Origin of the sequence: Arthrobacter sp. EM1 (assembly GCF_029964055.1) — a bacterium.
GTDB lineage: Bacteria > Actinomycetota > Actinomycetes > Actinomycetales > Micrococcaceae > Arthrobacter.
This window is the reverse complement of sequence record NZ_CP124836.1, coordinates 2,393,088-2,419,175: the sequence shown is the minus strand read 5'-3', so window position 1 is coordinate 2,419,175 and position 26,088 is coordinate 2,393,088. Positions and strand designations below refer to the sequence as shown.

At 62.4% G+C, this 26,088-nt stretch carries 23 protein-coding genes and 9 pseudogenes; 15 read left to right on the top strand and 17 right to left on the bottom strand.

The window, feature by feature from the left end; all coding sequences use genetic code 11:
• The first annotated feature begins 9 nt into the window (after positions 1 to 9).
• The 4 genes from QI450_RS11195 to QI450_RS18115 all read left to right on the top strand — a co-directional run bounded on the left by QI450_RS11195 (position 10) and on the right by QI450_RS18115 (position 3,796).
• Positions 10 to 1,101, top strand: a complete 1,092-nt coding sequence (locus tag QI450_RS11195; protein ID WP_226775782.1) for a capsular biosynthesis protein — start codon at positions 10 to 12, stop codon at positions 1,099 to 1,101.
• Positions 1,098 to 2,252: a UDP-N-acetylglucosamine 2-epimerase (non-hydrolyzing) gene (gene wecB / locus QI450_RS11190; RefSeq protein WP_226775783.1), complete on the top strand. Its 1,155-nt coding sequence runs from the start codon at positions 1,098 to 1,100 to the stop codon at positions 2,250 to 2,252. The genes QI450_RS11195 and wecB overlap by 4 nt, the downstream gene beginning before the upstream one ends.
• A gap of 91 nt (positions 2,253 to 2,343) precedes the next feature.
• On the top strand, positions 2,344 to 3,339 hold the full coding sequence (locus QI450_RS11185; protein ID WP_226775784.1) for a helix-turn-helix domain-containing protein: 996 nt from the start codon (positions 2,344 to 2,346) through the stop codon (positions 3,337 to 3,339).
• Between the two features lie 70 nt (positions 3,340 to 3,409).
• Positions 3,410 to 3,796 (top strand): helix-turn-helix domain-containing protein, encoded by a 387-nt coding sequence (locus tag QI450_RS18115; protein ID WP_348994537.1) that lies wholly within the window; start codon positions 3,410 to 3,412, stop codon positions 3,794 to 3,796.
• A 24-nt stretch (positions 3,797 to 3,820) separates the two neighbouring features.
• Here the strand turns inward: QI450_RS18115 and QI450_RS11180 are convergent.
• The 6 genes and pseudogenes from QI450_RS11180 to istA (QI450_RS11155) form a co-directional block, all read right to left on the bottom strand.
• A pseudogene (locus QI450_RS11180) lies at positions 3,821 to 4,078 on the bottom strand (ATP-binding protein); the annotation flags it as partial.
• 109 nt (positions 4,079 to 4,187) lie between these two features.
• Positions 4,188 to 5,177: a tyrosine-type recombinase/integrase gene (locus tag QI450_RS11175; protein WP_282361121.1), complete on the bottom strand. Its 990-nt coding sequence runs from the start codon at positions 5,175 to 5,177 to the stop codon at positions 4,188 to 4,190.
• Positions 5,174 to 6,106 (bottom strand): tyrosine-type recombinase/integrase, encoded by a 933-nt coding sequence (locus tag QI450_RS11170; protein WP_282468011.1) that lies wholly within the window; start codon positions 6,104 to 6,106, stop codon positions 5,174 to 5,176. Before QI450_RS11170 ends, QI450_RS11175 begins: the two co-directional genes overlap by 4 nt.
• The gene (locus QI450_RS11165; RefSeq protein ID WP_226774388.1) at positions 6,103 to 6,957 is read right to left on the bottom strand and encodes a tyrosine-type recombinase/integrase; all 855 of its coding nucleotides are present in this window, start codon (positions 6,955 to 6,957) and stop codon (positions 6,103 to 6,105) included. Before QI450_RS11165 ends, QI450_RS11170 begins: the two co-directional genes overlap by 4 nt.
• Positions 6,958 to 7,418: 461 nt before the next feature.
• Positions 7,419 to 7,973, bottom strand: coding sequence for an ATP-binding protein (locus tag QI450_RS11160; RefSeq protein ID WP_226773371.1), 555 nt, complete (start codon positions 7,971 to 7,973; stop codon positions 7,419 to 7,421).
• The gene (gene istA, locus QI450_RS11155) at positions 7,970 to 9,214 is read right to left on the bottom strand and encodes an IS21 family transposase (RefSeq protein WP_226773372.1); all 1,245 of its coding nucleotides are present in this window, start codon (positions 9,212 to 9,214) and stop codon (positions 7,970 to 7,972) included. The genes QI450_RS11160 and istA (QI450_RS11155) overlap by 4 nt, the downstream gene beginning before the upstream one ends.
• Positions 9,215 to 9,283: 69 nt before the next feature.
• On the opposite strand from istA (QI450_RS11155), the gene QI450_RS11150 reads away from it, so the two are divergent.
• The 3 genes and pseudogenes from QI450_RS11150 to QI450_RS11140 form a co-directional block, all read left to right on the top strand.
• The gene (locus QI450_RS11150) at positions 9,284 to 10,543 is read left to right on the top strand and encodes an IS30 family transposase (protein ID WP_348994536.1); all 1,260 of its coding nucleotides are present in this window, start codon (positions 9,284 to 9,286) and stop codon (positions 10,541 to 10,543) included.
• A 44-nt stretch (positions 10,544 to 10,587) separates the two neighbouring features.
• Complete coding sequence (locus tag QI450_RS11145) at positions 10,588 to 11,397, top strand: IS3 family transposase (RefSeq protein ID WP_256446482.1); 810 nt, start codon at positions 10,588 to 10,590, stop codon at positions 11,395 to 11,397.
• 37 nt (positions 11,398 to 11,434) lie between these two features.
• A pseudogene (locus tag QI450_RS11140) lies at positions 11,435 to 11,599 on the top strand (IS30 family transposase); the annotation flags it as partial.
• 105 nt (positions 11,600 to 11,704) lie between these two features.
• Here the strand turns inward: QI450_RS11140 and QI450_RS11135 are convergent.
• A complete protein-coding gene (locus tag QI450_RS11135; protein ID WP_256446484.1) occupies positions 11,705 to 12,568 on the bottom strand; it encodes an IS110 family transposase in 864 nt (287 codons plus the stop codon).
• Positions 12,556 to 12,687, bottom strand: a pseudogene (locus tag QI450_RS11130) (ATP-binding protein); the annotation flags it as partial. The pseudogene QI450_RS11130 and the gene QI450_RS11135, both read right to left, overlap by 13 nt.
• Before the next feature lie 535 nt (positions 12,688 to 13,222).
• Between QI450_RS11130 and QI450_RS11125 the strand changes: the two are divergent.
• From QI450_RS11125 to QI450_RS11115, 3 genes are read left to right on the top strand one after another with little or no spacing between them, the layout of a single operon-like run.
• On the top strand, positions 13,223 to 14,077 hold the full coding sequence (locus tag QI450_RS11125) for a tyrosine-type recombinase/integrase (protein ID WP_226774388.1): 855 nt from the start codon (positions 13,223 to 13,225) through the stop codon (positions 14,075 to 14,077).
• The gene (locus tag QI450_RS11120) at positions 14,074 to 15,006 is read left to right on the top strand and encodes a tyrosine-type recombinase/integrase (RefSeq protein ID WP_226774389.1); all 933 of its coding nucleotides are present in this window, start codon (positions 14,074 to 14,076) and stop codon (positions 15,004 to 15,006) included. The genes QI450_RS11125 and QI450_RS11120 overlap by 4 nt, the downstream gene beginning before the upstream one ends.
• Positions 15,003 to 15,992 (top strand): tyrosine-type recombinase/integrase, encoded by a 990-nt coding sequence (locus QI450_RS11115; RefSeq protein ID WP_226774390.1) that lies wholly within the window; start codon positions 15,003 to 15,005, stop codon positions 15,990 to 15,992. The genes QI450_RS11120 and QI450_RS11115 overlap by 4 nt, the downstream gene beginning before the upstream one ends.
• Before the next feature lie 92 nt (positions 15,993 to 16,084).
• On the opposite strand, the pseudogene QI450_RS11110 reads toward QI450_RS11115, so the two are convergent.
• Positions 16,085 to 16,645: pseudogene (locus QI450_RS11110) on the bottom strand (ATP-binding protein); the annotation flags it as partial.
• Complete coding sequence (istA, locus tag QI450_RS11105; protein WP_226774291.1) at positions 16,642 to 18,318, bottom strand: IS21 family transposase; 1,677 nt, start codon at positions 18,316 to 18,318, stop codon at positions 16,642 to 16,644. The pseudogene QI450_RS11110 and the gene istA (QI450_RS11105), both read right to left, overlap by 4 nt.
• Before the next feature lie 418 nt (positions 18,319 to 18,736).
• Here istA (QI450_RS11105) and QI450_RS11100 point away from each other — a divergent pair.
• Positions 18,737 to 19,267 (top strand): annotated as a pseudogene (locus QI450_RS11100) (IS30 family transposase); the annotation flags it as partial.
• Between the two features lie 31 nt (positions 19,268 to 19,298).
• Positions 19,299 to 19,574 (top strand): annotated as a pseudogene (locus QI450_RS11095) (integrase core domain-containing protein); the annotation flags it as partial.
• Between the two features lie 49 nt (positions 19,575 to 19,623).
• On the opposite strand, the pseudogene QI450_RS11090 reads toward QI450_RS11095, so the two are convergent.
• From QI450_RS11090 to QI450_RS11080, 3 genes and pseudogenes are all read right to left on the bottom strand, one after another.
• Positions 19,624 to 19,845: pseudogene (locus tag QI450_RS11090) on the bottom strand (transposase); the annotation flags it as partial.
• 211 nt (positions 19,846 to 20,056) lie between these two features.
• The gene (locus tag QI450_RS11085) at positions 20,057 to 21,301 is read right to left on the bottom strand and encodes a glycosyltransferase family 4 protein (protein ID WP_226774292.1); all 1,245 of its coding nucleotides are present in this window, start codon (positions 21,299 to 21,301) and stop codon (positions 20,057 to 20,059) included.
• 2 nt (positions 21,302 to 21,303) lie between these two features.
• Positions 21,304 to 22,329, bottom strand: a complete 1,026-nt coding sequence (locus QI450_RS11080; RefSeq protein ID WP_226774293.1) for a polysaccharide biosynthesis protein — start codon at positions 22,327 to 22,329, stop codon at positions 21,304 to 21,306.
• A gap of 160 nt (positions 22,330 to 22,489) precedes the next feature.
• Between QI450_RS11080 and QI450_RS11075 the strand changes: the two genes are divergently transcribed.
• Positions 22,490 to 23,230, top strand: coding sequence for a glycosyltransferase family 2 protein (locus tag QI450_RS11075; RefSeq protein WP_226774294.1), 741 nt, complete (start codon positions 22,490 to 22,492; stop codon positions 23,228 to 23,230).
• A complete protein-coding gene (locus tag QI450_RS11070; protein ID WP_226774295.1) occupies positions 23,230 to 23,658 on the top strand; it encodes a DUF2304 domain-containing protein in 429 nt (142 codons plus the stop codon). Before QI450_RS11075 ends, QI450_RS11070 begins: the two co-directional genes overlap by 1 nt.
• Positions 23,659 to 23,718: 60 nt before the next feature.
• Here the strand turns inward: QI450_RS11070 and QI450_RS11065 are convergent, their stop codons facing one another.
• The 4 genes and pseudogenes from QI450_RS11065 to QI450_RS11050 form a co-directional block, all read right to left on the bottom strand.
• A complete protein-coding gene (locus QI450_RS11065; protein WP_282468010.1) occupies positions 23,719 to 23,916 on the bottom strand; it encodes a hypothetical protein in 198 nt (65 codons plus the stop codon).
• A pseudogene (locus QI450_RS11060) lies at positions 23,917 to 24,204 on the bottom strand (ISL3 family transposase); the annotation flags it as partial.
• A 15-nt stretch (positions 24,205 to 24,219) separates the two neighbouring features.
• Entirely contained in the window at positions 24,220 to 24,702 is a 483-nt protein-coding gene (locus QI450_RS11055) for a hypothetical protein (RefSeq protein ID WP_226774301.1), read from the bottom strand.
• A 198-nt stretch (positions 24,703 to 24,900) separates the two neighbouring features.
• Positions 24,901 to 25,133, bottom strand: a pseudogene (locus QI450_RS11050) (IS21 family transposase); the annotation flags it as partial.
• 123 nt (positions 25,134 to 25,256) lie between these two features.
• On the opposite strand from QI450_RS11050, the gene QI450_RS11045 reads away from it, so the two are divergent.
• Positions 25,257 to 25,976, top strand: a complete 720-nt coding sequence (locus QI450_RS11045) for a DDE-type integrase/transposase/recombinase (protein WP_226774296.1) — start codon at positions 25,257 to 25,259, stop codon at positions 25,974 to 25,976.
• Positions 25,977 to 26,088 lie beyond the last annotated feature (112 nt).

Here is a 26,088-nt window from a genome sequence, read left to right as displayed (position 1 = left end):
GGAATATCAGTGACGATCGCAATAACCGGTAGCAACGGCTTCTTGGGATGGCACACGAGGGTCCTCGCCCATTCCCTGGGCATGGCGGTGGAACCGATAGCTTTGGGTGATAAGTTCCATGCCGAAGATGCTGTCGCCGCAGTCGAGGATGCGGCCATGGTGGTTCACGTGGCGGGAGTCAACCGTGGTGATGACGACGCTGTCAGGCGGGGCAACGAGTTGTTCGCGGAACAACTAGCGCGGGCCCTTGAATCATCGAATCGGAAACCCTCCACCGTCGTTTATGCCAATTCCATCCAGTCGGGAAACGGTTCATCGTACGGGCGGGGCAAGGAGCAAGCGGGACGTATTCTGGAAAAGGCGGCGGAGAAGATTGGTGCCCGATTCGTTGACGTCAAGTTGCCCAATCTTTTCGGCGAACACGGGCTTCCCTTCTACAACTCCGTGGTTGCTACGTTCTGCCACCTCGCGGCCAATGGCGAGCCCTTGAAGGTTAACGACGACAAGGAACTGGTACTGCTCCACGTTCAAACAGCCGCGGAGGTCCTCCTCGGTCTTCACGAGCCGGAGGACGTGCTTGGACTCGCCACGACAAGGCTGGTCAGCGAGGTTGCTGCCTTGATCGAGGAGACCGCGGCGCAGTATTCCACCGGAACGATTCCCGACATATCCGACCCCTTTAAACGCGACATGTTTAACACCTACCGCTCATTCCTCGTGGGCGAGCGGCTCCCGGTATCGCTGGACCGGCATGAAGACGCAAGGGGGGCCTTCTTCGAAATTGTGCGCAACCGCGGAGGCGAGGGACAGTCATCGTTTTCGACGACGGCTCCGGGCGTAACCCGGGGGCAGCACTACCACCGGCGCAAGGTTGAACGATTTGCCGTGTTGTCTGGAACCGCAGAAATCTCCATGCGGAAGCTTTTCACTGATGAAGTCGTCAGCTACCAGGTCGATGGTCGGAAGCCTGTCGCCATAGACATGCCAACGATGTGGTCGCACAACATCACGAATACTGGATCCGATACGCTATACACGATGTTCTGGATCAACGAAATCTTCGATCCGACCTCTCCCGACACTTTCCCGGAGGAAGTATGACCGACGCTGGCCGTAGGCTAAAAGTTCTAACCATTGTTGGCACAAGGCCCGAAATCATTCGCCTTGCCGCCACAATTCGACGTCTCGACAGAAGCACGGACCATGTGCTGGTGCACACCGGCCAGAACTACGACTACGAGTTGAATGAAGTCTTCTTCGAAGACCTGGGACTTCGCAAGCCTGATCATTTCCTGGCCGCCGACACGACGTCCCTCGGGGCGGTCTTGGGATCAATTTTGGCCAAGACGGAACAAGTCCTCCTGCTGGAGAAACCCGACGCCATGCTCGTCCTGGGGGACACTAACAGCTGTATCTCCGCCTTGATGGCTAAGCGCCTGAAAATCCCGGTTTACCACATGGAAGCAGGCAACCGATGCTTCGATGAAAACGTTCCCGAGGAGACGAACCGCCGTCTGGTGGACCACGTGGCGGACTATAACCTCGTCTATACCGAACATGCTCGGCGGAACCTGCTCTCTGAGGGCCTTAGCCCGTCCCGCATTCTGCTTACCGGATCCCCTATGAAGGAAGTGCTCCAGGGCAACGCCGATGCGATCGCGGCGAGCGATATTCTGGAGAAGGAGTCGCTGACCGCGGGCGGGTACTTCATGGTCAGCGTTCACCGGGAAGAAAACGTAGACAATCCTGAGCGCCTGGCTGAGATCCTGAAGGCGCTTCAGGCTGTGAGCGAGCAGTACAAGCTCCCTGTTCTCGTATCGACGCACCCCAGGACTCGGAAGCGACTGGAAGATCAGCCGGAAGAGCTCAAGAGCGGCCTGCGCTTCCACCCGCCGTTCGGCTTCAACGATTACGTGCGGCTTCAGAAGGACGCGAGACTCGTCCTTTCGGACAGCGGCACCATCAGCGAGGAATCTTCGCTGCTCGGTTTCCCCGCTGTCACTTTGCGGGATTCGATTGAACGGCCGGAATCGCTCGATACTGCCGCTATCATAACGACCGGCGTGAAGGCCGATGCCATAGTCGACGCCATCGCGATCGTCCTCGATCAGTTTGAGACGGATGGCCCACCAGCAGTCCCTGCGGACTACCAGATCGCCGATACTTCACGACGGGCTGTGAACTTTATCCGCTCAACTGCCCATACCCACCACAAACGGGCAGGAATCGCGGTCAACCTGAGCGCCCGGTAACAGAGACTGCGGAGGCAAAAGGCCACCACCTGTGAATCTTGGGTTCTAGCGGTCGTTGCAACACCCAGAGCTTTTGGGAGTTGCAACGACCGTGTCGTCTTTAACGAAAGAACCTGTCGGCCCGAGGAATTACACACCGGAGCAGGGGGCTGAGTTCTTCGTCGTGTTCGACCGGCTCAGGAGCACCCCGGAGACAGCCATGGAGCTCGGACTAAACGCGGCCATCTGCGCCGGATGGGTCCGCAAGGCCGGGCTGAAGAGCCTTGGCAAATCGGGGGCGCGCCCCTACCGGGGACGGGATGAATACTTTCTGTTGCGTAAGACTGGTGTGAGCCGGCGGATGGCGGCAAAGGCTGCCGGAGTGCATCCCAGGACCGCCGAGGAGTGGGTTTACGGGTTCCGTAAGTCCAATGGCCGACGCATTTACCCGGATGGTCGGGTGGTCGATTACAAACGTGGTGTGACCACTCTGACTTCTCCGGCCGCTACGACTGGAACGGCATTCGCCCCTCCGACATCTGTATCGGCACTCGAGAAGCTCCTCGATCTGCGGTTCCTCAGCGTGCAGGAGCGGGAGATGATTCGGGACCTGAAAGCCTCGGGTTCGTCGCTGAGGGCGATCGCCCGCGCGCTGGGCCGATCGGCTTCAACGACCAGCCGCGAGCTGGGCCGAAATGCCGATGCCCTGATGGGCTATTTGCCACACGGGGCGCATCGGAAAGCCGCTGCCCGGCGGGCACGACCCAACTCGGCCAACCTTGCTGGCGAGTTGGACCTGCGCGACTACGTGAAGGTCAAGCTGCTCATACGCTGGTCTCCGGAGCAGATCAGCCACACCCTAGTCGAAAAGTTCCCCAACCAACCGGAGATGCGTGTGAGTCCAGAGACGATTTATCAAGCCCTCTACGTCCAGGCGAGAGGCGGACTCAAACGCGAAATACAGGCCGCGCTGCGCACGGGTCGGACCCGCCGGAAGCACCACCAGAGCGGGGAACAGCGCACCTCCAGGTTCGTGGACCCGATGGTCATGATTTCCGAGCGTCCACCCGAGATTGAGGACCGCGTGTCGGTGATGGTCGAAAACTGAGCCATTGTGACGGCTTGGCGTCTAGTGGTCGTTGCAACACCTGAGCTTTTAGGAGTTGCAATTGGGAGAGATGAAGAGACCAAGCAAGTCCCGGGGTGCCCCTCCGAAGAACGCGGCACGGGCTCACTATGATCAGCTGATGAAGCAGGGAATGGGTAATTCCGAAGCGTGCCGGATCGTTGGAATCAGTCGTAGTTCCGGCACTCGATGGCGGCACGGCCACACGGTCGTTCTGAAGTCCGGAGACGTCAAGAAGTACGCTCCCATCTCCCATCAGAGGCCAGCCGTGATCTCCGCCCGGTTTCTCTCCGAGTCGGAACGGATCACGATCGCGGACCTCTTGAATGCTCGGCGTAGCATCCGTGCCATTGCCATGGAGCTCGGGCGGAGTCCGTCTACTGTGAGCAGGGAGATCCTGTTAACGCCAACCCAAAACAGGGCCATTAGTGCCATTTGAAAACAGGGCCACGGGGTTGTGGTTCTATTGTGCCGTACTGGCGTCGGGTTGGTGTTTTTTGAGCCGGTAGCTGTTGCCTTTGAGGCTGATGACGTCGGCGTGGTGGACGATCCGGTCGATCATCGCCGAGGCGATGGTCAGGTCTCCGAAGACATCGCCCCAGCGGGCGAACGGGAGATTGGACGTCAGGATCATGGAGGCGTGTTCGTAGCGGCTGGAGACCAGCTGGAAGAACAGGTTCGCGGCGTCCTGGTCAAACGGGATATAGCCTACTTCGTCGATCTATGCGGATGTCCGCATAGATCGGTCTATGCCGAGCCCGCGACTATGCCGAGGTGTCCGCCAGGTCGGGCTGGTGTGCGGGGTCCGGGCCGGTCGCGGGTCGGCATAGTTACAGGCTCTCGAGGAACGCGAGGATCTTGTCGGGTGGGTGGTATCGGCCAGGGCTGGCGGATGCCGGGGTGGTGAGGGCGAGGGCTTTCTCCTTGATGGTGATGTCGGCGTGGACGTAGGCGTCGGTGGAACGGACTCCGGCGTGGCCGAGCCAGAGGGCGATCACCGAGGTGTCGACCCCGGCTTGGAGCAAGGTCATCGCGCAGCTGTGACGAAACACGTGAGGGTGGATTTTCTTGCCCGATAGCGACGGACATGTTCGGGCAGCGGTCGCTGCGTGGGTGCTGACCCGCAGCGCGACGGCGTCGCGGCTGAGCCGCCGCCCGGTGCGGGTCGGGAACACTGGCTCGTGGGGTTTTCCGGCTCGTTCGGCCAGCCAGGAACGCAGCAGTCCTTCGACGGGAGTGGTGATTGGAACGGCGCGTTGTTTGCGTCCTTTGCCTTCGCATCGGACGTTCGCGCCGGCGCCCAGCGTGACATCGGTGCAGTTCAGGCCTGTGAGTTCGGAGACCCGCAGTCCGGTCTGGATGGCGAGGAGCATCAGGGCCCTGTCGCGCCGTCCTTCCCATCTGGACTGGTCCGGGGCCGCGACGAGGGCGTCGATCTCGGGTGCGGTCAGGAATGTCACTGTGCGCTTGTCGAACCGCTTCGGCGGGATGGCGAGGACACGCTGGATCAGCAGCGCATGCTCGGGATGACGCAACGCGGCGTAGGAGAAAAGTGAGCGGATGGCTGTCAGGCGGACGTTGCGGGTTCTGACGCTGTTGTGCCGTTCATTCTCCAAGTGGGTAAGGAATCCTGAGATTGTGGTCGCGTTCAGGTCGTCCCAGTCCAGTTGTGATGGCGACTTGCCGGTCCGTGCGTGGATGAACTCCAGGAGCAGCTTCAGGGCGTCGCGGTAGGCGGCGATGGTCCGCGGGCTGGCTTGGCGCTGTTGGGTGAGCCGGTCGGTGAAGAACATCTGCAGTGTGGGTGCGATCAGCGTCATGATCGCACCGCCGTCCAGCCGGTATTCTGGCGTGCCGCGGCCAGGGCGAGCAGTTCCGGCGCAGCCGAAAGATACCAGTAGGTGGATGCCGGTTCGCGGTGGCCGAGGTAGGTCGATAGCCATGGGAGTTTCGCCTGCACGTCCTCGCCGGTGCGATACCAGCCGAGCAGGGTTCGGACCGCGAACGTGTGCCGGAGATCGTGAAGCCGCGGAGCCGAGGGTGCCCCGGTCCCGATACCGGCGGCATCGACCAGATGCCGGAATGTCGGGCATACGGCCGCGTAGCAGAGGCGTTTGTGCGTCTGGGACACGAAGAAGCTTGGCTCCTTCGGTCGGGGTTCGAGCTCGTCGCGGAGTTGGGCGTAGGCGCTCAGTGCTTCCATGGCAGTGCTGTGGAGTGGAACCAGCCGGGATTTGCCGAATTTGGATTCGCGGATCAGCAGCACGCTCCCGGTCCAGTCGATGTCGCTGCGGTCAAGCTTGATTGCCTCGCCGATCCGCAGACCACCCGCTGCCAGCAGGCCAACCAGGGTCTCGTAGGTCGCGGCCCGCAGCGGCGATCGGATCAAGACGCGGGCGTGGTTCATCAGTGCCTCGATGTCGGCTGTGGAGTAGATGAACGGTCGGCGCCATCTTTGCCGGTGCGGCATCAGACCCAGCGGCGGGATCTCCGTGCCGGGGTAAATGCCGGTCAGGTAGCGGGCGAACCCGCGGGCTGCCGTCATCCGTCGCGGCCCCACGGTCGTCGGCTGGCCTGTCGGGGATTGCTGCGCCCAGTCCAGTGCCGCTTCTATGGTCACCGTGGACGCTCCGCGGGTGTCCAGAAAAGCCACGAAGCCTGGCAGCAACCAACGGGCCTCGGCCATTTCGTGTCCGAGCGAACGACGCAGTTGCAGGTAACCCGCGAGATCCTGCTCCAACGCACTCACCGCAGAAGCCCCGGCCACGGCTGGGCCACCTGGCGCAGCGCGACCAAATCAACCTTGGCATAGAGGGCGGTCGTGGCCAGATCCTGATGGCGCAGGACCTGGCTGATCGCCATCAGGCCGGCGCCCTGGCGGAGGAGTTCACCGGCCAGGGCGTGCCTCAGCCCGTGCGGTCCGACGTCGGGCAGGCCTGCACGTTTGCAGGCCCGCTCGACAACATCGCCAACCAGATCAGCGCGGATCGGCCCGCGGGGTGCCCGGCAGGTCAGGAATACATGGACGGCATCCGCAGGATTCCGACCAGAGCAGAGGTAGGCTACCAGCGCTTCGCCGACCTCGGCCGGCAACGGCAACCGGTCTTGCCTGCGCGCTTTGCCCCGGACCATGAGTTCCCCGGACCGCCAGTCCACGTCCCGCAATTCCATGCGTGCGACCTCGACGGACCGTAACCCCAACCGCGACACCAGCATCACGATCGCGAAGTCCCTGACCCCAACCAGCGTGCTGCGGTCAACGCTGTCGAGCAAAAGCTGCACGTCCGCCGCGGACAACCCGGCAGGGGGCAGAGCCGCGAAGCGCCATCCACCCACCGCAGGAACCGACGCACCCAGACTCAACCCGGTCATGTCATGCAGATAGAGGAAGCGCAGGATCGAACGCAGCTCGGCCACCCGTCCCTTCGCCGACCCCGCAGACACCCGGGCGAATTCCCGCAGCAGGAACGCATTGATGTCCGCCCCGGTCAGAGCCTCCGGAGCGAACACGCCACCGACAGAAGACTCCTGAAGGAAGCGCCGGGCAGTGTTCTCATAACGAAGCACAGTGGTCAGCGCCAGCCCCCGCTCCTGGATCATCCACGACCGGTACGAGCCCAGAAGCGCACCCAACGGTGTCACCAAAGGCGCTCTTACGGGGACGGCGCCCGACTCCCGCAGGTAGCTCATCAGCGGAACCAGAGCACGGGGACCTGGGCTCCCGCTCCGGCCAGCGTTTCGCCGGGCAGATTGGAACTCGGCCGCGCGTTCCTCGTTCAGATCCTCAGTGTTGAGCCCCTCGGCAGAAAGCCAGAGCCCGACCTGGCCTAAATCCTTCAACATGTTCCGGACCGTGCCCGGCGTGTAACCCCGCCGCGTCAACCACTCCCGGTAACCCTCGACGTGCGGCCACAGCTGGCCAGCTTTCCTTCTCGTTCCCGACACTGCACTTCGCCTCCTTCACGGAAGCACGGTTGCTCCCATGAACAGGCTCCACCCCCGGGGACTATGCCGATACGAGAACGTCCATCACGGCCTGAAACGCCCCACCATCAACGGCTTTACCGGCCACCACCGAATGCCTCGGCATAGTCACGGGCTCGGCATAGGTCAATTATGAGGAGCCCGTAGCGGCGTAGTTTCACCAGTTCCTGGGCGAGTTTCCCGCGGGAATGAGCCTCCTGCAGCCGGGCGACCCAGCCGGTCGCGGAGTCGAAGAGGACCCTGTGCCCGGCCTTGGCTGCCTTGATGCCGATTCCGACCGCGAGATGGGTTTTGCCGGTGCCGGGAGGCCCGAGCAGGACCACGTTCTTGGCCTCGGCAAGGAAGACGCCGGTGCCCAGATGCGCGATAAGGTTCCGGTCCGCGGAGGGCTGGTGGTCGAAGTTGAACTCCTCGAGGTCCTTGTGCGCCGGGAACCTCGCGGCTTTGATCCGGGTCGCCGCTCCGGAGGCTTCGCGTTCGGAGACTTCACGGGAGAGCACGGCGGCCAGGTACTCCTCGTGCGACCAGCCGGCGTCCCGGGCCTGGTCCCCGAGACGGCGGAACCCATCGCTGATCCGTGGCGCGCGCAGGGCCCGGGCGTAGTACTCGATCTGTGACGGTGTCCCGGTCATGAGACCACCTCCAGGACCAGGGTCGGCTGCTGGCCGAGGTCGATGCCGAAGATCTCGTCATAGGCGGCCAGATCCCGCACCTCCACAGATTCTGGCGGTTCGGGACGGCGCACACGCTGGGTCCGGAAGTCCCGGCGCATCACCGCCGCGCGCGCCACATGGGCCGGATCGGTCACCACCAGATGCCGGGCCCAGGCCCGGACGTGCGTGGCGATGAGCAACCCGTCGTGGGTGACCGTGACGGTGTCCAGATCGGCGGTGACGTCCACGATCCGCCCAATGAACGACGGGTCCACGGAATAGTCGTTGGAGAACACCCGCACGTAGTAGTCCCGCGGGAGCCGCACGGCGTTGCGGAACACCGTGTCCGGTGTGACCGGCGGCATCTCCCGCATCTTCTCCCGGTCCAGGAGGACCAGCTCGTCAGGGCGGCCGTGGCGGGACCGCGAGTACCGGTGGTTGGCCTTGGGCAGCCAGTCCTCCAGCTGGCCGTTGAAATCCGCTGGTGAGCGGAAGTCCCGGCCCGGCATGAAGCGTTGCCGGAAGAACCTGTTCATCCGCTCGACCATGCCCTTGGACTCCGGATCCCGCGGCGGCAGCAGCTTGATCTCCAGCCCGAGGGACCCGGCGAACGCGGCCACCGGCTGGGTGGGCCGGCGCCGGCCGATGCCGGACTCGTTGTCCCACAGCAGCCGGGACGGAACAGCCTGCGCGTCCTGGAGAAGAGTCCACATTCCGCCCAAAAGGTCCGGCGTCGTCCGCGACGGCAGCATCCGTGCCTGGATGAAACCGGAGAACGCCGAAGTCATCACCAGCACCGGCGGCGTGTCGCTCTGGCCCGCACCAACGGGCAACGGCTCGTGCGGAAACCAGAGATCGCACTGGACCTGGAACCCCGGCTCGTGGACCAAACGGTCAGCCGGGTCCGGCGGCGCATATTCAGGCCGGATCGCAGCGACCTTCGCCCGGAACAACGACGCAGAACCGGACCAGCCCACACGCTCAGCCAGCGTCGCGGCCGGCATCGTCGGCGTCTTCACCAACAACTCCCGCACCCTGGGAGCAAACGCATCAAAACTCGATACTCCGGCCGCCCGCTGATACTTCGGCGCCCGGTCCGACTCCAGCGCACGCTCCACCGTTCCGCGGGAAACCCCCACGAGCCTGCCGATCTCACGCTTCGAGTGCTTGCCCGTCGAAAACAGGTGGCGTATCTCCGCCCAATCATCCAAATTGATCACCTTCCATAATGGTCGGTGGCCCTATTTTCAGTTGGCGTTCCTGGCCCTGTTTTGGGTTGGCGTTAACAGATCCGCCGGAACATTCATGAGCCCTCCGGAAATTACCGTCCGCGGACGGCTCAGCGCAGTACCGAGCGCAGACGGAGCCGTCAACGGACGGGGAAGATCGCCGGTAACCCGGCGCTGCGGGATTTCGTGCGCGAGCACCTGAAACAGCGCTGGAGCCCCCGCCAGATCAGCAACCGTCTACGCGCTGAATTCCCGGGACAACCGGAAATGCACATCGTGGCTGAGCCCGTTTATCAGGCCCTGTACGGGCGCGGAAGCTTGGATCTAGCGGTGGATCCGGCCGTCTCCCTCCGCAGCGGACGAACCGGTCGCCGGCCACGCCGCCGGAAGGAGCACCGGACCAAGCGATTCCCAGACATGGTCATGATCCGGGACAGGCCCGCGGAAGTGACCGGCAGATTAGTACCAGGGCATTGGGAAGGGGACTTGATCATTGGAAAGGGTAGCCGCTCGGCCATCGCCACACTGGTCGAACGGACCACGCGCTTCATCATCCTCGTGCATCTGGCGGGCAACCGCGGAGCTGAGAATCTGCGCGACCGCTTGGCTGAATCCATGAACCCGCTCCCGTCCCATCTGCGCCGTTCCCTGACTTGGGATCAGGGCACTGAAATGGCCTGCCACCAGGATTTCACACGGCAGACGCTAATTCCGGTGTTCTTCTGTGACCCCGCGAGCCCCTGGCAGCGCGGCTCTAACGAGAACACCAATGGCCTACTGGAGTGGTCCCCGGAAGTTGGACACCGAATTTCGGATCCTTTTTCAGGGAGTAGTCAGATGTACTCAGGAAGCACGTTGAGTCACTCCAATGCCGTGTCAGCGGTCGAGTTGTTCGAGCAAGGACTGACCGCTAAGTCCGTCGCGCTTGCCCTTGATCTGGCACCTAATCCTGTTCAAATGTTGTATGAACGATGGCAGATACGAGGAGCGGGTGCGCTGATGACAAGAGTCCGTAAGCAGTACGAGGTAGAAACCAAGCTCGAGATCGTGCGGCGTCATCTTCAAGGCGTCTCCGGACGCGTCCTGGCCAAGGAGTATGACCTTCCCTCACCGGGCACCGTCACGAACTGGGCGAAAATCTACCGCCGCGATGGCGAAGAGGGGTTACTTCCGAAGAAACGGGGCCGGCCGCCGGCCAATCGCGAGAATTCTCTTCCCGAGAGCGAAGTCGAGCAGCTCCGCAGTGAGAACGAGCGGTTACGTGCGGAGGTCGCATATTTGGGAAAATTGCGGGCCTTGAGGTCACAGGAACGACGCTGAAAGTCCGGGCGATCGACGATCTCAAGGCCAAACACCCGTTAGCGTTGTTGCTGCACCTGGCAACGCTTCCCCGTTCCACGTTCTACGACCACCGTAACCGGCTCACCAGGCCGGACCGGCATACGAAGCTCAAAGAGGCTATTGGTCAGGTCTTCGCGCAGGCTCGAAGCGCTTATGGTCATCGACGCGTTCTGGCCATGCTGCTGCGACAGGGTTGGACGGTGTCGAAGAAGACCGTGTTGAAGCTCATGCGCGGGCTCGGGCTGCAAAGCCCTGTGCGTCGCCGGCGTAGATACAACTCCTTCCGTGGCGAGGTCGGGAAGGCCGCTAAGAACGTTTTGAACCGCCAGTTCGAGGCTGCGTCCAAACACACCAAGTGGGCCACTGACGTCACCGAGTTCACGGTTGGTGCCTCAAAGATTTACGTCTCGCCGGTCCTTGATCTTCATGACAACCGGATTGTCTCTGTCATGGCAGGTCCGTCTCCGAGCGTCAAAATGGTCACCGATGGCCTCCGTACTGCGATCCGAGGCCTCGCTCCGGACGAGCGGCCCCTTGTTCATTTAGACCAGGGATTCCAATATCGGCATCCGCTCTGGCAGGACACGCTACGCGCAGCCGGACTGACGCAATCGATGTCGCGCAAGGGCACCTGCCTGGATAATGCCACCATGGAAGGGTTCTTTAGCCACCTCAAAGAGGAATGGTTCCGTATTCAGCAACCCAGCACCATTGAACAATTCCACACCGGACTGAACGAGTATCTGCACTGGTGGAACAGCACCCGAATCCAACGAAGACTCGGCTACCGTAGCCCCGACGAATACCTCGCCCACAACCTCGCTGTCGAGTAATCTTCAATTACGAGTCCAACTTCCGGGGACCACTCCACTACTCCGCCAGTACTTCCCGAAAGGAACTGACCTGGGCGTCCACAGCCCAGAACACCTCGCTATGGTTGCCGCTGAACTTAACCGGCGACCACGCGAGATCCTGGGTTGGCAGAGTCCCATGGAGCACCTGGCTAGACTGGCTTCACCCTCGACGGAACCATAAACCGTTGCAACGACCGCTGAATTCCGCCGCCCGCGAAATGGCTCAGTTTTCGACCATCGCTGACAACCGCGCCGTTCCCGGGCATTGGGAATCTCAGTGCTGTTGTCAGGCAGCCTGGACGCCGCTGACGGTGGCTGGTTCCCGGTAGAGGGTGTTGTCTCGGAGCATGGCCCAGAGAACGTTGATGCGGCGGCGGGCCAGGGCGATGAGGGCCTGTTTGTGGGACTTTCCCTCGCGGCGTTTCCGGTCGTAGTAGGTTCGTGAGGCTGGGCTGTTTTTCAGGCTGGAGAGGGCGCCTAGGTAAAAGGTCCGCAGGAGTCTGCGGTTGGAGCGGCGTGGCCGGTGCAGGTTGCCGCTGATGCGTCCGGAATCGCGTGGGACCGGGGCCAGCCCCGCGACGCTCGCAAGCCGGTCAATGGAGTCGAAGCCGTCCAGGTTACCGCCGATGTTCGCGAGGAAGGTTGCTGCGAGTACGGGGCCGAACCCGGGGATGCTCAGCAGGACGTCAGCGCTGTCGTGCTGCCGGAAGATGTCCGTGATCTGGGCGTCGACGTCGGCGATCTCTGCATCGATTGTGCCTATTTGCTCGGCCAGCCGGGCGACCAGGGCTGAGCCGGTGGATTGGGCGGGCAGGACCGTGTGCTGGGAGTTGGCGGCCTCCAGGGCTTTCTCTGCCATTGCAGCGCTGTTACGGCATCTGCATTTCTTGAGCCAGCTGGTGAGCCGGGTCGGCCCTATCCGCCGGATGCCTTCGGGCGATTGATAGCCGTCCAAGAGGATTAGGGGTGCTTTCTTGGAGTAGTCGAACGCACGCTCAAGTGCGGGGAAGTATTCCGGCAAGGTGGCTCGGAGCCGGTTGATCGCCCGGACCCGGTCACAGCCCAGATCAATGCGGCGGGCAGTAAGCAACTGCAGGTCAACGCTGATCTGGTCCAAACCGCGAACCGGTTGGAGGTCGTCTTGGTCCAGCCGGAAAACGACTCGTTCGAAGCTATCGCAATGGAATTTTTCTCTTCTCGCTCGGTGAGGACTTGGAACAGCAGTTCGGCGCCGCGGCGGTCAAGTTCCATATAGCCCAGTTCATCGACCTATGCGGACATCCGCATAGATCGACCTATGCCGAGCCCGTGACTATGCCGAGGCATTCGGTGGTGGCCGGTAAAGCCGTTGATGGTGGGGCGTTTCAGGCCGTGATGGACGTTCTCGTATCGGCATAGTCCCCGGGGGTGGAGCCTGTTCATGGGAGCAACCGTGCTTCCGTGAAGGAGGCGAAGTGCAGTGTCGGGAACGAGAAGGAAAGCTGGCCAGCTGTGGCCGCACGTCGAGGGTTACCGGGAGTGGTTGACGCGGCGGGGTTACACGCCGGGCACGGTCCGGAACATGTTGAAGGATTTAGGCCAGGTCGGGCTCTGGCTTTCTGCCGAGGGGCTCAACACTGAGGATCTGAACGAGGAACGCGCGGCCGAGTTCCAATCTGCCCGGCGAAACGCTGGCCGGAGCGGGAGCCCAGGTCCCCGTGCTCTGGTTCCGCTGATGAGCTACCTGCGGGAGTCGGGCGCCGTCCCCGTAAGAGCGCCTTTGGTGACACCGTTGGGTGCGCTTCTGGGCTCGTACCGGTCGTGGATGATCCAGGAGCGGGGGCTGGCGCTGACCACTGTGCTTCGTTATGAGAACACTGCCCGGCGCTTCCTTCAGGAGTCTTCTGTCGGTGGCGTGTTCGCTCCGGAGGCTCTGACCGGGGCGGACATCAATGCGTTCCTGCTGCGGGAATTCGCCCGGGTGTCTGCGGGGTCGGCGAAGGGACGGGTGGCCGAGCTGCGTTCGATCCTGCGCTTCCTCTATCTGCATGACATGACCGGGTTGAGTCTGGGTGCGTCGGTTCCTGCGGTGGGTGGATGGCGCTTCGCGGCTCTGCCCCCTGCCGGGTTGTCCGCGGCGGACGTGCAGCTTTTGCTCGACAGCGTTGACCGCAGCACGCTGGTTGGGGTCAGGGACTTCGCGATCGTGATGCTGGTGTCGCGGTTGGGGTTACGGTCCGTCGAGGTCGCACGCATGGAATTGCGGGACGTGGACTGGCGGTCCGGGGAACTCATGGTCCGGGGCAAAGCGCGCAGGCAAGACCGGTTGCCGTTGCCGGCCGAGGTCGGCGAAGCGCTGGTAGCCTACCTCTGCTCTGGTCGGAATCCTGCGGATGCCGTCCATGTATTCCTGACCTGCCGGGCACCCCGCGGGCCGATCCGCGCTGATCTGGTTGGCGATGTTGTCGAGCGGGCCTGCAAACGTGCAGGCCTGCCCGACGTCGGACCGCACGGGCTGAGGCACGCCCTGGCCGGTGAACTCCTCCGCCAGGGCGCCGGCCTGATGGCGATCAGCCAGGTCCTGCGCCATCAGGATCTGGCCACGACCGCCCTCTATGCCAAGGTTGATTTGGTCGCGCTGCGCCAGGTGGCCCAGCCGTGGCCGGGGCTTCTGCGGTGAGTGCGTTGGAGCAGGATCTCGCGGGTTACCTGCAACTGCGTCGTTCGCTCGGACACGAAATGGCCGAGGCCCGTTGGTTGCTGCCAGGCTTCGTGGCTTTTCTGGACACCCGCGGAGCGTCCACGGTGACCATAGAAGCGGCACTGGACTGGGCGCAGCAATCCCCGACAGGCCAGCCGACGACCGTGGGGCCGCGACGGATGACGGCAGCCCGCGGGTTCGCCCGCTACCTGACCGGCATTTACCCCGGCACGGAGATCCCGCCGCTGGGTCTGATGCCGCACCGGCAAAGATGGCGCCGACCGTTCATCTACTCCACAGCCGACATCGAGGCACTGATGAACCAGGCCCGCGTCTTGATCCGATCGCCGCTGCGGGCCGCGACCTACGAGACCCTGGTTGGCCTGCTGGCAGCGGGTGGTCTGCGGATCGGCGAGGCAATCAAGCTTGACCGCAGCGACATCGACTGGACCGGGAGCGTGCTGCTGATCCGCGAATCCAAATTCGGCAAATCCCGGCTGGTTCCACTCCACAGCACTGCCATGGAAGCACTGAGCGCCTACGCCCAACTCCGCGACGAGCTCGAACCCCGACCGAAGGAGCCAAGCTTCTTCGTGTCCCAGACGCACAAACGCCTCTGCTACGCGGCCGTATGCCCGACATTCCGGCATCTGGTCGATGCCGCCGGTATCGGGACCGGGGCACCCTCGGCTCCGCGGCTTCACGATCTCCGGCACACGTTCGCGGTCCGAACCCTGCTCGGCTGGTATCGCACCGGCGAGGACGTGCAGGCGAAACTCCCATGGCTATCGACCTACCTCGGCCACCGCGAACCGGCATCCACCTACTGGTATCTTTCGGCTGCGCCGGAACTGCTCGCCCTGGCCGCGGCACGCCAGAATACCGGCTGGACGGCGGTGCGATCATGACGCTGATCGCACCCACACTGCAGATGTTCTTCACCGACCGGCTCACCCAACAGCGCCAAGCCAGCCCGCGGACCATCGCCGCCTACCGCGACGCCCTGAAGCTGCTCCTGGAGTTCATCCACGCACGGACCGGCAAGTCGCCATCACAACTGGACTGGGACGACCTGAACGCGACCACAATCTCAGGATTCCTTACCCACTTGGAGAATGAACGGCACAACAGCGTCAGAACCCGCAACGTCCGCCTGACAGCCATCCGCTCACTTTTCTCCTACGCCGCGTTGCGTCATCCCGAGCATGCGCTGCTGATCCAGCGTGTCCTCGCCATCCCGCCGAAGCGGTTCGACAAGCGCACAGTGACATTCCTGCCCGCACCCGAGATCGACGCCCTCGTCGCGGCCCCGGACCAGTCCAGATGGGAAGGACGGCGCGACAGGGCCCTGATGCTCCTCGCCATCCAGACCGGACTGCGGGTCTCCGAACTCACAGGCCTGAACTGCACCGATGTCACGCTGGGCGCCGGCGCGAACGTCCGATGCGAAGGCAAAGGACGCAAACAACGCGCCGTTCCAATCACCACTCCCGTCGAAGGACTGCTGCGTTCCTGGCTGGCCGAACGAGCCGGAAAACCCCACGAGCCAGTGTTCCCGACCCGCACCGGGCGGCGGCTCAGCCGCGACGCCGTCGCGCTGCGGGTCAGCACCCACGCAGCGACCGCTGCCCGAACATGTCCGTCGCTATCGGGCAAGAAAATCCACCCTCACGTGTTTCGTCACAGCTGCGCGATGACCTTGCTCCAAGCCGGGGTCGACACCTCGGTGATCGCCCTCTGGCTCGGCCACGCCGGAGTCCGTTCCACCGACGCCTACGTCCACGCCGACATCACCATCAAGGAGAAAGCCCTCGCCCTCACCACCCCGGCATCCGCCAGCCCTGGCCGATACCACCCACCCGACAAGATCCTCGCGTTCCTCGAGAGCCTGTAACTATGCCGACCCGCGACCGGCCCGGACCCCGCACACCAGCCCGACCTGGCGGACACCTCGGCATAGTCGCGGGCTCGGCATAGACCGATGCACAGCAGGTCCACGCGGCCGTAGCGGGCGATAGTCCTGGCCAGGATCTTCTCGTCGGCGGCTTCCACGAGTTCGTTCACGAGCCGGGTCGCCAGCGTGTATTTGACCCGGTAGCCCTTCTCCGCAGCGGCGGTACCGAGCCCGATGAGTAGGTGGGACTTGCCGGTGCCGGAGTCTCCAATGAGGCACAAGGGTGCGCCCTTGCGGATCCAGTCCCCGGTTGCCAGGGTGTGGATGGTGGCAGGGTTGATGTTCGGGTTCGCGTCGAAATCGAAATCCCCGAGCCACTTGTCCCTGGGAAAGTTCGCGGCTTTCACCCTGCGGATGGATGAACGCTGGTCCCGGTCATCGCATTCGGCCAACAACAGCTCGGCAAGGAATCCCTGATAAGAGAGTTGTTCCTTCCCTGCGACCGTCAAGGCTTCGTCTAGGACCGCCCGGACCGTGGGCAGGCGCAACCGGCGGCAGGCTTGGTCCACTGCTGCGACCGCTGCCTGTTCGGTAAGTCCCCGCCGCCGGCGCAGGGTAGGAGTGATGGTGGTAGCCGGTGCGGTGGGGCTCATGAGATGTTCTCCTCTGCGACGGTTCCTGCGGGTTGCTGGGTGCGTTTGGCCAACAGCTCGTCGTAGGCACTGATCGACGGGAGCGGGCGCGTGTCCGCGGGGAGCCCGGCGATGACTGCGGCAGGGTCCATGAGTCGGCGTTGGATAAGACTGACAACCCGTTGCACTTTCGATTCGCTTTGAGCACCGGGAGGACGGTCCGAGCCGGCCCCACGCCGGGAGGAAATCATGGCCTGTCGGCGGGCTTCGACGGCGACGACGTCGGCACTGACGGCCCCCACTTCCAGCGCAGCAGTGATTCCTGCCTGGATGTCTCCGGAATCCATGGATCGGTGCAATAGCAGGACATCGATAAGCTCACGGGTTCCGGCGGAGTCGCCGTTGACCCGGCAGGAGGCGGCCCAGAAGGCCTCATGGGCGGTAGTGAACGTCCCGGACTCTCGTGCCCGGGCCAGGGCGGTGGAACCGGGAAGCGCGCCGGGTTTGGTCTTGAGGACCTCGAGGTAGTGATCCAGCTGGACCGACTGCCCGGACCGGGCGGCCACCCGCTGATGCCTGGCTACGGCCGCGGGGCCGTCGAATACCACGACCTCCGAGGCCCTTAGGGACACCCGGACCTTCCGGCCGATGAGCCGGGCTGGGACGGAGTATTTCGCCATCCGCACCGTGACCATCGAAGACCTGTCCACCCGGGGTGTCAGCGCCAGGCCCGGGTCAAACTCCTCCGCAGGCAGCGGCGCCAGGAACGGCTGCTCGGCAGCGAAGTCCTGCCCGATCGTATGGATCCGGTCATTGATCCGCCGACGGTCGTCCAAGGCCGCCCAGTCCCGAATTCGGCTTTTGAGCTCATCCAGGGATGCGACGACAGGCATGGGCGCGAGCCGATTGCGTCGGAACCAGCCGACCTCTCCTTCAACCCCGCCTTTTTCGTGAGCCCCGGCGATGCCGGGCTGGCAATAGAACGCATCAAAACCGTAGTGGGAACGGAACAATACCCACCGTTCATTCTCTTGGCGTTGCCGGCCCTGCCCGAACACCACCGCAGTGACAGCGCTCGTGAGGTTGTCATAGCGGATGTGCTTCACCGGCACACCAACAATATCGTTGAACGCCTCGATGTGGCCTTCCAGAAATGCTTCCTGCGCCTGCGTCGGATAGATCCGGTGGATGGCCTTGCCCGAGTGGGAGAGCCTGAAGACTAACATGTGGCACTTCGTCTTCACACCGTTCAGCAAGACCCAGAGTTCTCCGAAGTCCACCTCAGCCTCAGCGCCGGGGGCGTGTTCCTGCGGGATGAAAACCTCTACCCGGCGGCCTGCCTCCACGTCGATCTGGGCCCGGCGGACCCGGACGTAGTCGCGCACGGTGGAATACGAAAGTTCCTCCGCGCTGTGCTCCTCAATGAGCCGGGCTAAAATCCTCCTGGCGGTGTGGCGCTGCTTCCGCGGCGCGGTCGTGTCCTCTGTCAGCATGACATCAATCGCAGCCTTAAACGGGTCCAGCCGCCATGACACCCCTTGCCTTGGTTTGCGTTCGGGAGGGGTAGCCGATTCAAGAGCTTGCCGCACCGTCCTGCGATGGACCCCGTGCCGGGCCGCCAGCGCACGAACGGACAAGCCCTCCACCCGGGCGTCCCTTCGGATCAGCGCGAACAAATCCGCTCTCGACTCCATCCAGGCCTACCCTCCGCTGATCCCATCTACTGATGGATCCAACGTTGAAGGTGGGGCCACGAATAACCGTCACAAGGTGCCCGGCGAGTCACAAAGTGGGGCCAGAAGTAACCGTCCTGCCGGGGCCATCCAAACCTGTCACAGCCACTCTTGCCCGCGTCGATTCCCGCCCATACCGCTGGCATGTCTTATCCCTTCGATCAGCTCCTATTCGAGGCCCTGTCGATAACCACGCCGGCACGTCCTTACCCAACGATCAATGTCGTAAGTCTCAATAAGCGGTCGGGTCATCGGCGGGCGGCGGGCGGCCATTCCCAGTAAGCCGTCCAAGCGGCCAGGAGATCTCGGCCATACCCGCTATCCGAGGGTGATCGAAACACTACGACAGCCCCGAAATCACCCACAACAACACCGTAAGGAGGGTGACCTGATCATCGGCAAGGGCAACCAGTCCGCGATCGGGACCCCCGTGGAGAGAATCACCAACTACACGATGCTCGTTCACCTACCCCGACAGGCGGGATACGGTCTGCTACCGCCGAAGGGAAAATGGTCCGGCGCTGGCCGGCTACGGTGCGCTGACAATGAAGGAAGCCCTGGTCAAGACTATGAATCCCTTGCCCCGAACTCTGCGTCAATCGCTTACGTGGCACCGCGTAAAGAGCTCTCAGCACATGTGCGTTCCACACAGGTCACGGGTCTGCCCGTCTATTTTGCTGACCCGAAAAGCCCGTGGCAACGCGGCAGCAATGAGCACCTCAACGGACTGCTACGCCAGCATTTCCCCAAAGGCACAGGTCTCTCGCGGTGGACCGCCGAGGAGCTCGCCGCCGTGGCACAGACCCTTAACAACCGGCCGCGGCGAATCCTCGGATGGCGTACACCGTACGAGGCATTCACCGATCAGATACGATCGATCAAACAACAGACCGTTGCGACGACCTGTTGAATACGGCCAATACGCCTCCCGGAAAATGGGCGCCCGGTGCACTGGAAACGCTGTGCGCCAGTCCATGGGCGCCACCGGGGGGTGCTGGGATAACGCCGTCGCCGAGTCGGCGTTCTCATCCCTGAAGAACGAGTTCTACCATCACCACAGCTTCGCCACTCGGCAGGACGCCCGCCGGGCAACCATGCGCTTCATCGAGGTGTTCTACAACCGCTGGCGGCCCCACACCAACACTGATGGGCTGCCGCCGGCAACAGCAATGGCCAACTTCAAGACCAAACACCAGCCGCTACTCGCGGCCGCCTAACCCCAAAAGAAAACAACCGGCTGTCTCACATACTTGACACACCTCACTCGCGGGCTTCGCCATCATGGGTCATCCTGACGACCGCGACCATGTGCAAGGCACTGTTCAGGGACCGGTCACCGCCCCGGTTCAACCGGTGCCGGACTGTGTTCCCGGAAGATGCAGGGGTCGGGTTTACCCCTGCCAGGGAGGCAAATCCTCCCTCGTTACGGGCCCTGCCCTCGTGTGACCACGCGCCGATATACTTCGCGGCGCTGATCGCACTGAACCCCGTCTCCTTCAGTAAAATACAGGGGCACCCTGTCGGGCTTGAATGAGCTTGAGCCGAGGATGCTCGGCATCGATGAATACCGATTCCGAGCCGGGCGATATTTCCGGGACCCTCATTCCACCCCGTGGATCCAGCAGGAGACATGGGTGCGCAGGAGCTGGGTTCTTGACACTGCCCACCCCACCGCGCCAGCCGTCATTGACGACCGTGGCTAGCGCGTCTGTGCCTCATTGAAGATAAAATCCTTTAGTCGCTTCAAGACAACAGTTCGCTGAAGGTGGGCGAGGTGGTAGGCCTTTCCCCGGGCTCCGAGCTCACGCCTCTGCTCCGGAGTGAGGGCGTGCAGTGACCGAACGTTGTCCGCCAGCGTCGATGAATTGCCTGCCGGCCCCACGAGGCCACACTGGGCCTGATCTTCGACCAGGTTGCGCACTTCCCCATCCATGGCCAGGACGACGGGACGACCGGACGCTATGTAGGACATGACCTTGGCGGGGATGGTGGCTTCGAGCAACTCACTCTTCACAAGACAGCCAACCAAGACGTCTGCCAGGGTCGTGTACTTGGGGATATCGGAAACAGGATGATGGCCCTCAAAGATGAACTCGTCGTCCAGGCCCCGTAGGGCGATTTCGCCCTGGACGGAGCTCCGGCTCATACCATCGCCGACGATGACCCAGGAGATGTCCGTGAGGCCCTCGGACTTGAGCGTCTCCGCGGCATCGATTATGGTCTCAAACGACTGTGCCGGACTGATGTTGCCCGTGAAGACCACCTTGAAGCCATTACCGAGGCGCTCGGCCAGTTCGGGGTCGTGGATCTCCTGCTCGTAGAGTCTTTCGCAGGCTTGGGGCACCACCGTGATCTTAGCGTCGGGCAGGCCCGTGATGCCTTGGATCTTCCCGCGCATCTGTTCGGACAGCACAATGATGTTGTCCGCTTGGCGATAATGCCAATGGGAGACCCGCTCGACAAGAAGGCGTAGAAACTTATTCTTGATTTTCAGGACAGAGAACAGGTTTTCAGGCCACAGGTCAAGCACGTACATTGTGGATTCGATTTTACGAACCTTGGACAGGATGAGTCCCGCAATGGTCATCATCACCGGCGACAATTGATAGAGAAATATTTTGTCGTACTTCCCAAACATCAACCTTGGAAGATGCAGAAGGCTGGCCACAGGAAAAGACAGATAATTGACAAGAATGCGCCAATTTGAGTTGTTTCCTCGCGGAATCTCCGGAGCCCGGTATATCGTTAGTCCATCATGTTTCTCTTTGTAAGGCCCGCGCCATGTGTACCCCGGGAAAAGCTCGCCCTTCGGGTAGTTGGGCAACCCGCAAAGCACTTCGATGTCGACATCATTTTCTACCAGATAGTCACAAATGTCGTTTATCCGAAAACCTTCGGGCCAGAAGTGTTGGCTCACCACCAGCATCTTTGCATTGCCGCCCACTTCTACGACCCTGCCCCGATGGAAGGCAGGAGCTGCTGAATGTAGTCCGTCGTCTTGACCTTTTCTATGATCTGCTCGATGGAGAGCTGGTGGGTGTTATGTGAGGTGTATTCCTCCAACGTCTCGCTGACGGTGTCCCCGGCATCAAAAAACTTCTCGTAGTTGAGGTCCCGGGTATCCGCTGGCACCCTGAAATAATCGCCGAGGTCTTCAGATTTGGCCCTCTCCTCCCTCGTGAGCAGGGTCTCGTGGGCCTTCTCACCGTGCCGCGTACCAATGACATTGATCTCGGAGTCGGACCGGAAAAGTTGCTTCATCGCAAGTGCCAAGTCCCCGACGGATGATGCATCGGCCTTCTGGACGAACAGGTCGCCTTGGTTGGCGTGTTCGAAAGCGAAGAGAACCAGCTTGACGGCCTCATCGAGGTTCATCAGGAAGCGGGTCATGTGCGGGTCGGTGACGGTCAACGGCTTGCCGGCCCGGATTTGATCCGCGAACAGCGGGATCACGGAGCCACGCGAAGCCATCACGTTTCCGTAACGCGTGCAGGAAATCAGCGTCTCAGAAGCGTCGACATTGCGTGACTTGGCAATGACGATTTTCTCCATCATGGCCTTGGACGTACCCATGGCGTTAATGGGGTATGCGGCCTTGTCCGTCGAAAGGCAGACAACCTTTTTCACGCCGGCGTCAATAGCCGCAGTGAGCACATTGTCGGTGCCCAGAACGTTAGTACGAACGGCCTCCATCGGGAAGAACTCGCACGAGGGTACCTGCTTGAGTGCGGCAGCGTGGAAGATGTAGTCCACGCCCCTGACGGCTTCGCGGACACTCTCGATGTTTCGGACGTCCCCAATGTAGAACTTCAGCTTGTCATTGCCGTAGGCCTTGCGCATGTCATCCTGTTTCTTCTCGTCCCGGGAGAAGATCCGAATTTCGCCTATATCTGTGTGGAGGAAGTGCTTGAGAACAGTGTTTCCGAATGAGCCGGTACCGCCGGTAATCAAAAGTGTCTTGTTCTTGAACAACTTGTCTCCTTGGTCGCCAGATGTAGGGGGCTGCGATGGTGCTGCAACCGTTAGATGATACCAGCGGCCCGGTCGCGTACGGATTCTCTGCCTCTCGAGAGGCAGAGCGGGCACTGGCGTAAAATACGGGAAAATGCGGATTCGGCGTAGAATCGCAATCATGCCTAGCCCAGACACGCGCCGAGTTCTCGTCATCATGCCTGCATGGAACGAGGGGGAAACCGTCGGCAGCACAGTTGCCGACGTGCTCAACCTGCACGAAGGATACGACGTCTTGGTCGTCGACGACGGCTCGACTGACGACACTGCCGCGGCCGCGGATGCCGCCGGCGCGACTGTTCTCCGGCTCCCGTTCAACATGGGTGTTGGCGGCGCGATGCGGACGGGATTCAAGTACGCCTCTCGCTATGACTACGACGCAGTCATCCAAGTGGACTCCGATGGCCAGCATGACCCCCGCGAGATCGCCGCCGTCATCAAGGGGCTGGATGTGGCCGATATATCGATAGGTGCCCGGTTCGCGGCCAAAGGCGACTACAAGGTCTCAGGTCCCCGCCGGTGGGCCATGGTTTTTCTGGCGGCCGTAATCTCAGGGTTGGCCCATACCCGGCTGACCGACGTGACATCGGGATTCAGGGCCGGGAACAGGCGCGCCATAGCCCAGTACCTAGATCACTACCCGGCAGAATATCTTGGGGATACGATTGATTCACTCGTAGTGGCAATCAAATCTGGTTGCAGGGTCACTCAGATACCGGTGGCCATGCGGCCCCGGCAGGGTGGCACCCCGAGCCACAATCCGGCGAAATCGGCTATCTACCTGTTGCGGTCCGTGTTCGCCTTGCTCTTTGCCGTGACTCGGAGCCGCTCGAAGATTGCAGTACAGGAAGGCGCCGTCTAATGGGAAACACTCTGGCCGCATTTATTTTCGCCTTGGTCATGGTGGGGATTGTGCTTGAACTCGTCCGCCGCAAAGTCTTCCGGGAGAAATATGCGGCGCTCTGGCTGATTATCGGAGCAAGCGCGCTCGTCCTCGCCGGCTGGCCTGGTCTGTTACCGTCCGTTAGCATGCTCCTTGGCATACAGGTCGCCTCCAATCTGCTGTTTGCTCTGTGCATCATCTTGCTGCTGGGCGTGTGCCTGCACCTCTCCTGGGAGCTCTCGGTAGTTGAAGATGAGAACCGCACGCTCGCTGAAGAGGTAGCTATCTTGCGCTCTGCGGTAGAGCGGATCGAAGCCAATCTCGGCGGCTTGGGTACCCGAACCCGACTGCCGGATGACTCGGTCTGGCCGCCCGCGGAGCGACCCCACTCCCAGGCTCAGGACTGATAATGGGACGCCGGCCGTGTCTCGATTGTGTTCAGTGCAGCGAGGCTGTTTGTTCTTTGTCTAGTCCATGAGCGTGTGGACCCCGAAGGCGCAGAGGGGCTCTCCGCGGTTCGCGGTGATTTGCAATGTGCGGTGGAAGATCAGGCCGCTGTTCTGGCGGCGCTTCTGATTATTATGCGGGTCTTGTAGTTCCGGGCTATTGACGAATCCCTGTCCTGTCCGTTTGAAGTGCGTGATGGCGGTGTTCTTCGCTTCCACTTTCGCCGTTCTTGCGCTGGTGACGATGTAAACTTCGATTTCCTTCCGCCATCGGCAGACTGTGAGCCAGAGGCTGGTCGTCTCGGGCTGGGCGGCTCGTTCGCCGAGTTCTCCGGGCCTGGCCTTCGTCGCGGCGGGGTCTTGGAGCGAGCCGGTGCGCAGCAGGTCGCGTAGCTGTTCTTTGACGTTCCACGCCGCCTGCAGCTTGCCGGTCGGGTCATCGAGGTCGAAGACCTGGCTGAGCCGGTCGCTGCTGCGGGCCGAGAGTGTCTCACTGGTGCGGAGCAGCAGCCGGCGGTTGGCTCAGACCGGGTCGGTGGTGCGTCCGCGCTGGCCTTGGTTTCCTGTGTCAGGCGCCGGCGCACGGACCATCCACCAAGACACCGCGGACGCGGCGGCGGTCTCGGACACGGCCCGACCGGAACTGATGACCGCGCCAACGACGTGTACCCGGAGCCGTTCGGTGGAATGGGCACAGCGCGGGACCTGGGTGGTAGCTTCAAAGAACGAGAGCCGCGGGCAAGCCCCTTCCGCGCAATTCCAGCGGTACTTGGACCAGAGCACCTCTACGGCGCCGTCGACAGGGACGTCCCGGATCCGTTGGAAGCGCCGTTCCTTCCGCCGCGTCGCGACACCACCCCAGCTCGGGCAGTCCGGTGGCTGGCCTGTTTCAACGATGATCTGGCGGCGGCCATCAGACAGCACGGTGGCGGAGATGACGTGGTAGTCGGGCAGGTTGAAGATGCTGCTGGCAGAGTCGATCGCCACAACGGTAGGCTCAGTCAAGGCCCGTGGTCCTGTTCCTGGTTGAATGCTAGACACACCCATCCCAGTAGGGCCACGGTCCCCTTTTTTGGCTAGACACGGAATCAATTCCCCACGAACCACGAACACGAACAGCCGTGAACGCCGACGGCGTAGCTGTTCTGCCGTCCGATGCCGGTCTCGTTGTCCCAGATCAGCCGCCGCGTGTTCGTGGGCTTTGTCCGCGCGGATCCGGCCCTTGGATCCTTCGATCCATTCCTCGATCTTGGGCAGAAACGGATCGGTCACCCGGCCGCGGCCGCGGGTTCCCCAATCGACCGGCCGGCGTCCCTGGCAGCTACGTGCTTGGCAACGGTGTGGTGCGGGCAGCCCGTGAGCTCCGCGGTGGCGCGCAACGATCCGGTCAGATCGTAGGCAGCAAGAATTTCCATGATTTCTCCGTCAGACTTCATACAGGGCCTCTTCCTGGTTCGCTTTGGTGCGCTTAGACACCGTCATCAAACCCCAGGGAGAGGCCCCCACCGCTTAACACGCGGTCGGTTCAGTAAGGAAGTGGGCAGATCTCATGGCCGCCTATGGGCAGTTTTGCATGGCCGCTAACAACGGAGGTTTGCCGCCGCTACGGCATTTCCCGGCAGAGCTTCTACGAGTACCGGCGGCGCCTGTGGACGGGGGGAACCGACGGGCTTCAACCCCGGTCCCGGCGCCCGGCCCGCTCTCCGGCTCACACTGCTGGTGAAGTCGAGTCCCTGATCGTCCGGCTGCGGGTTGATAACCCGCGGTGGGGCGCCAGGATCCTGCGGACCAAACTCAAACAGGCGGGGCTGGATCCTGTGCCGGCCGTATCGACGGTCCACCGGGTCCTCAAACGCCACAGGCTGGTCACACCGCAGGAGAACCGGACACCGAAAGCGTGGGAGCGGTTCGAACGGCAAGCCCCGAACGACCTGTGGCAGATCGACGGCACCCAGGTTGCCCTGGTCGACGGCTCCAAGGCCTGGATAGTGGATCTGATCGATGACCACGCCCGGTTCTCCATCGGCGCCCACGCGGTCCGCCGCTTCACGGCCCAGGCAGCTTGGGCTGGGATGGAAGAGGCTGTCCTGGAGTATGGTGCGCCGCGGCAGTTGATGAGTGACGACGGACTGCACTTCCGGTCCCGCAAAGGACAGAACCCGGTCCATTTCCAGGAGAAACTCTCGGCCCTCGGCATTAGGCAGCTGAACTCCCGCCCTCGTCACCCGCAGACCTGCGGGAAGCTCGAGCGCTACCACCGTACATTCAAGGAGTACTAAGCAGACCATGGACCGGCCCTGAGCATCGAGGTTCTGCAAGACTTGTGCGATGCTTTCCGGTGGCATTGCAACCACGAACGGCCGCTCCGGTCCCTTCAGCAACAGAAGCCGG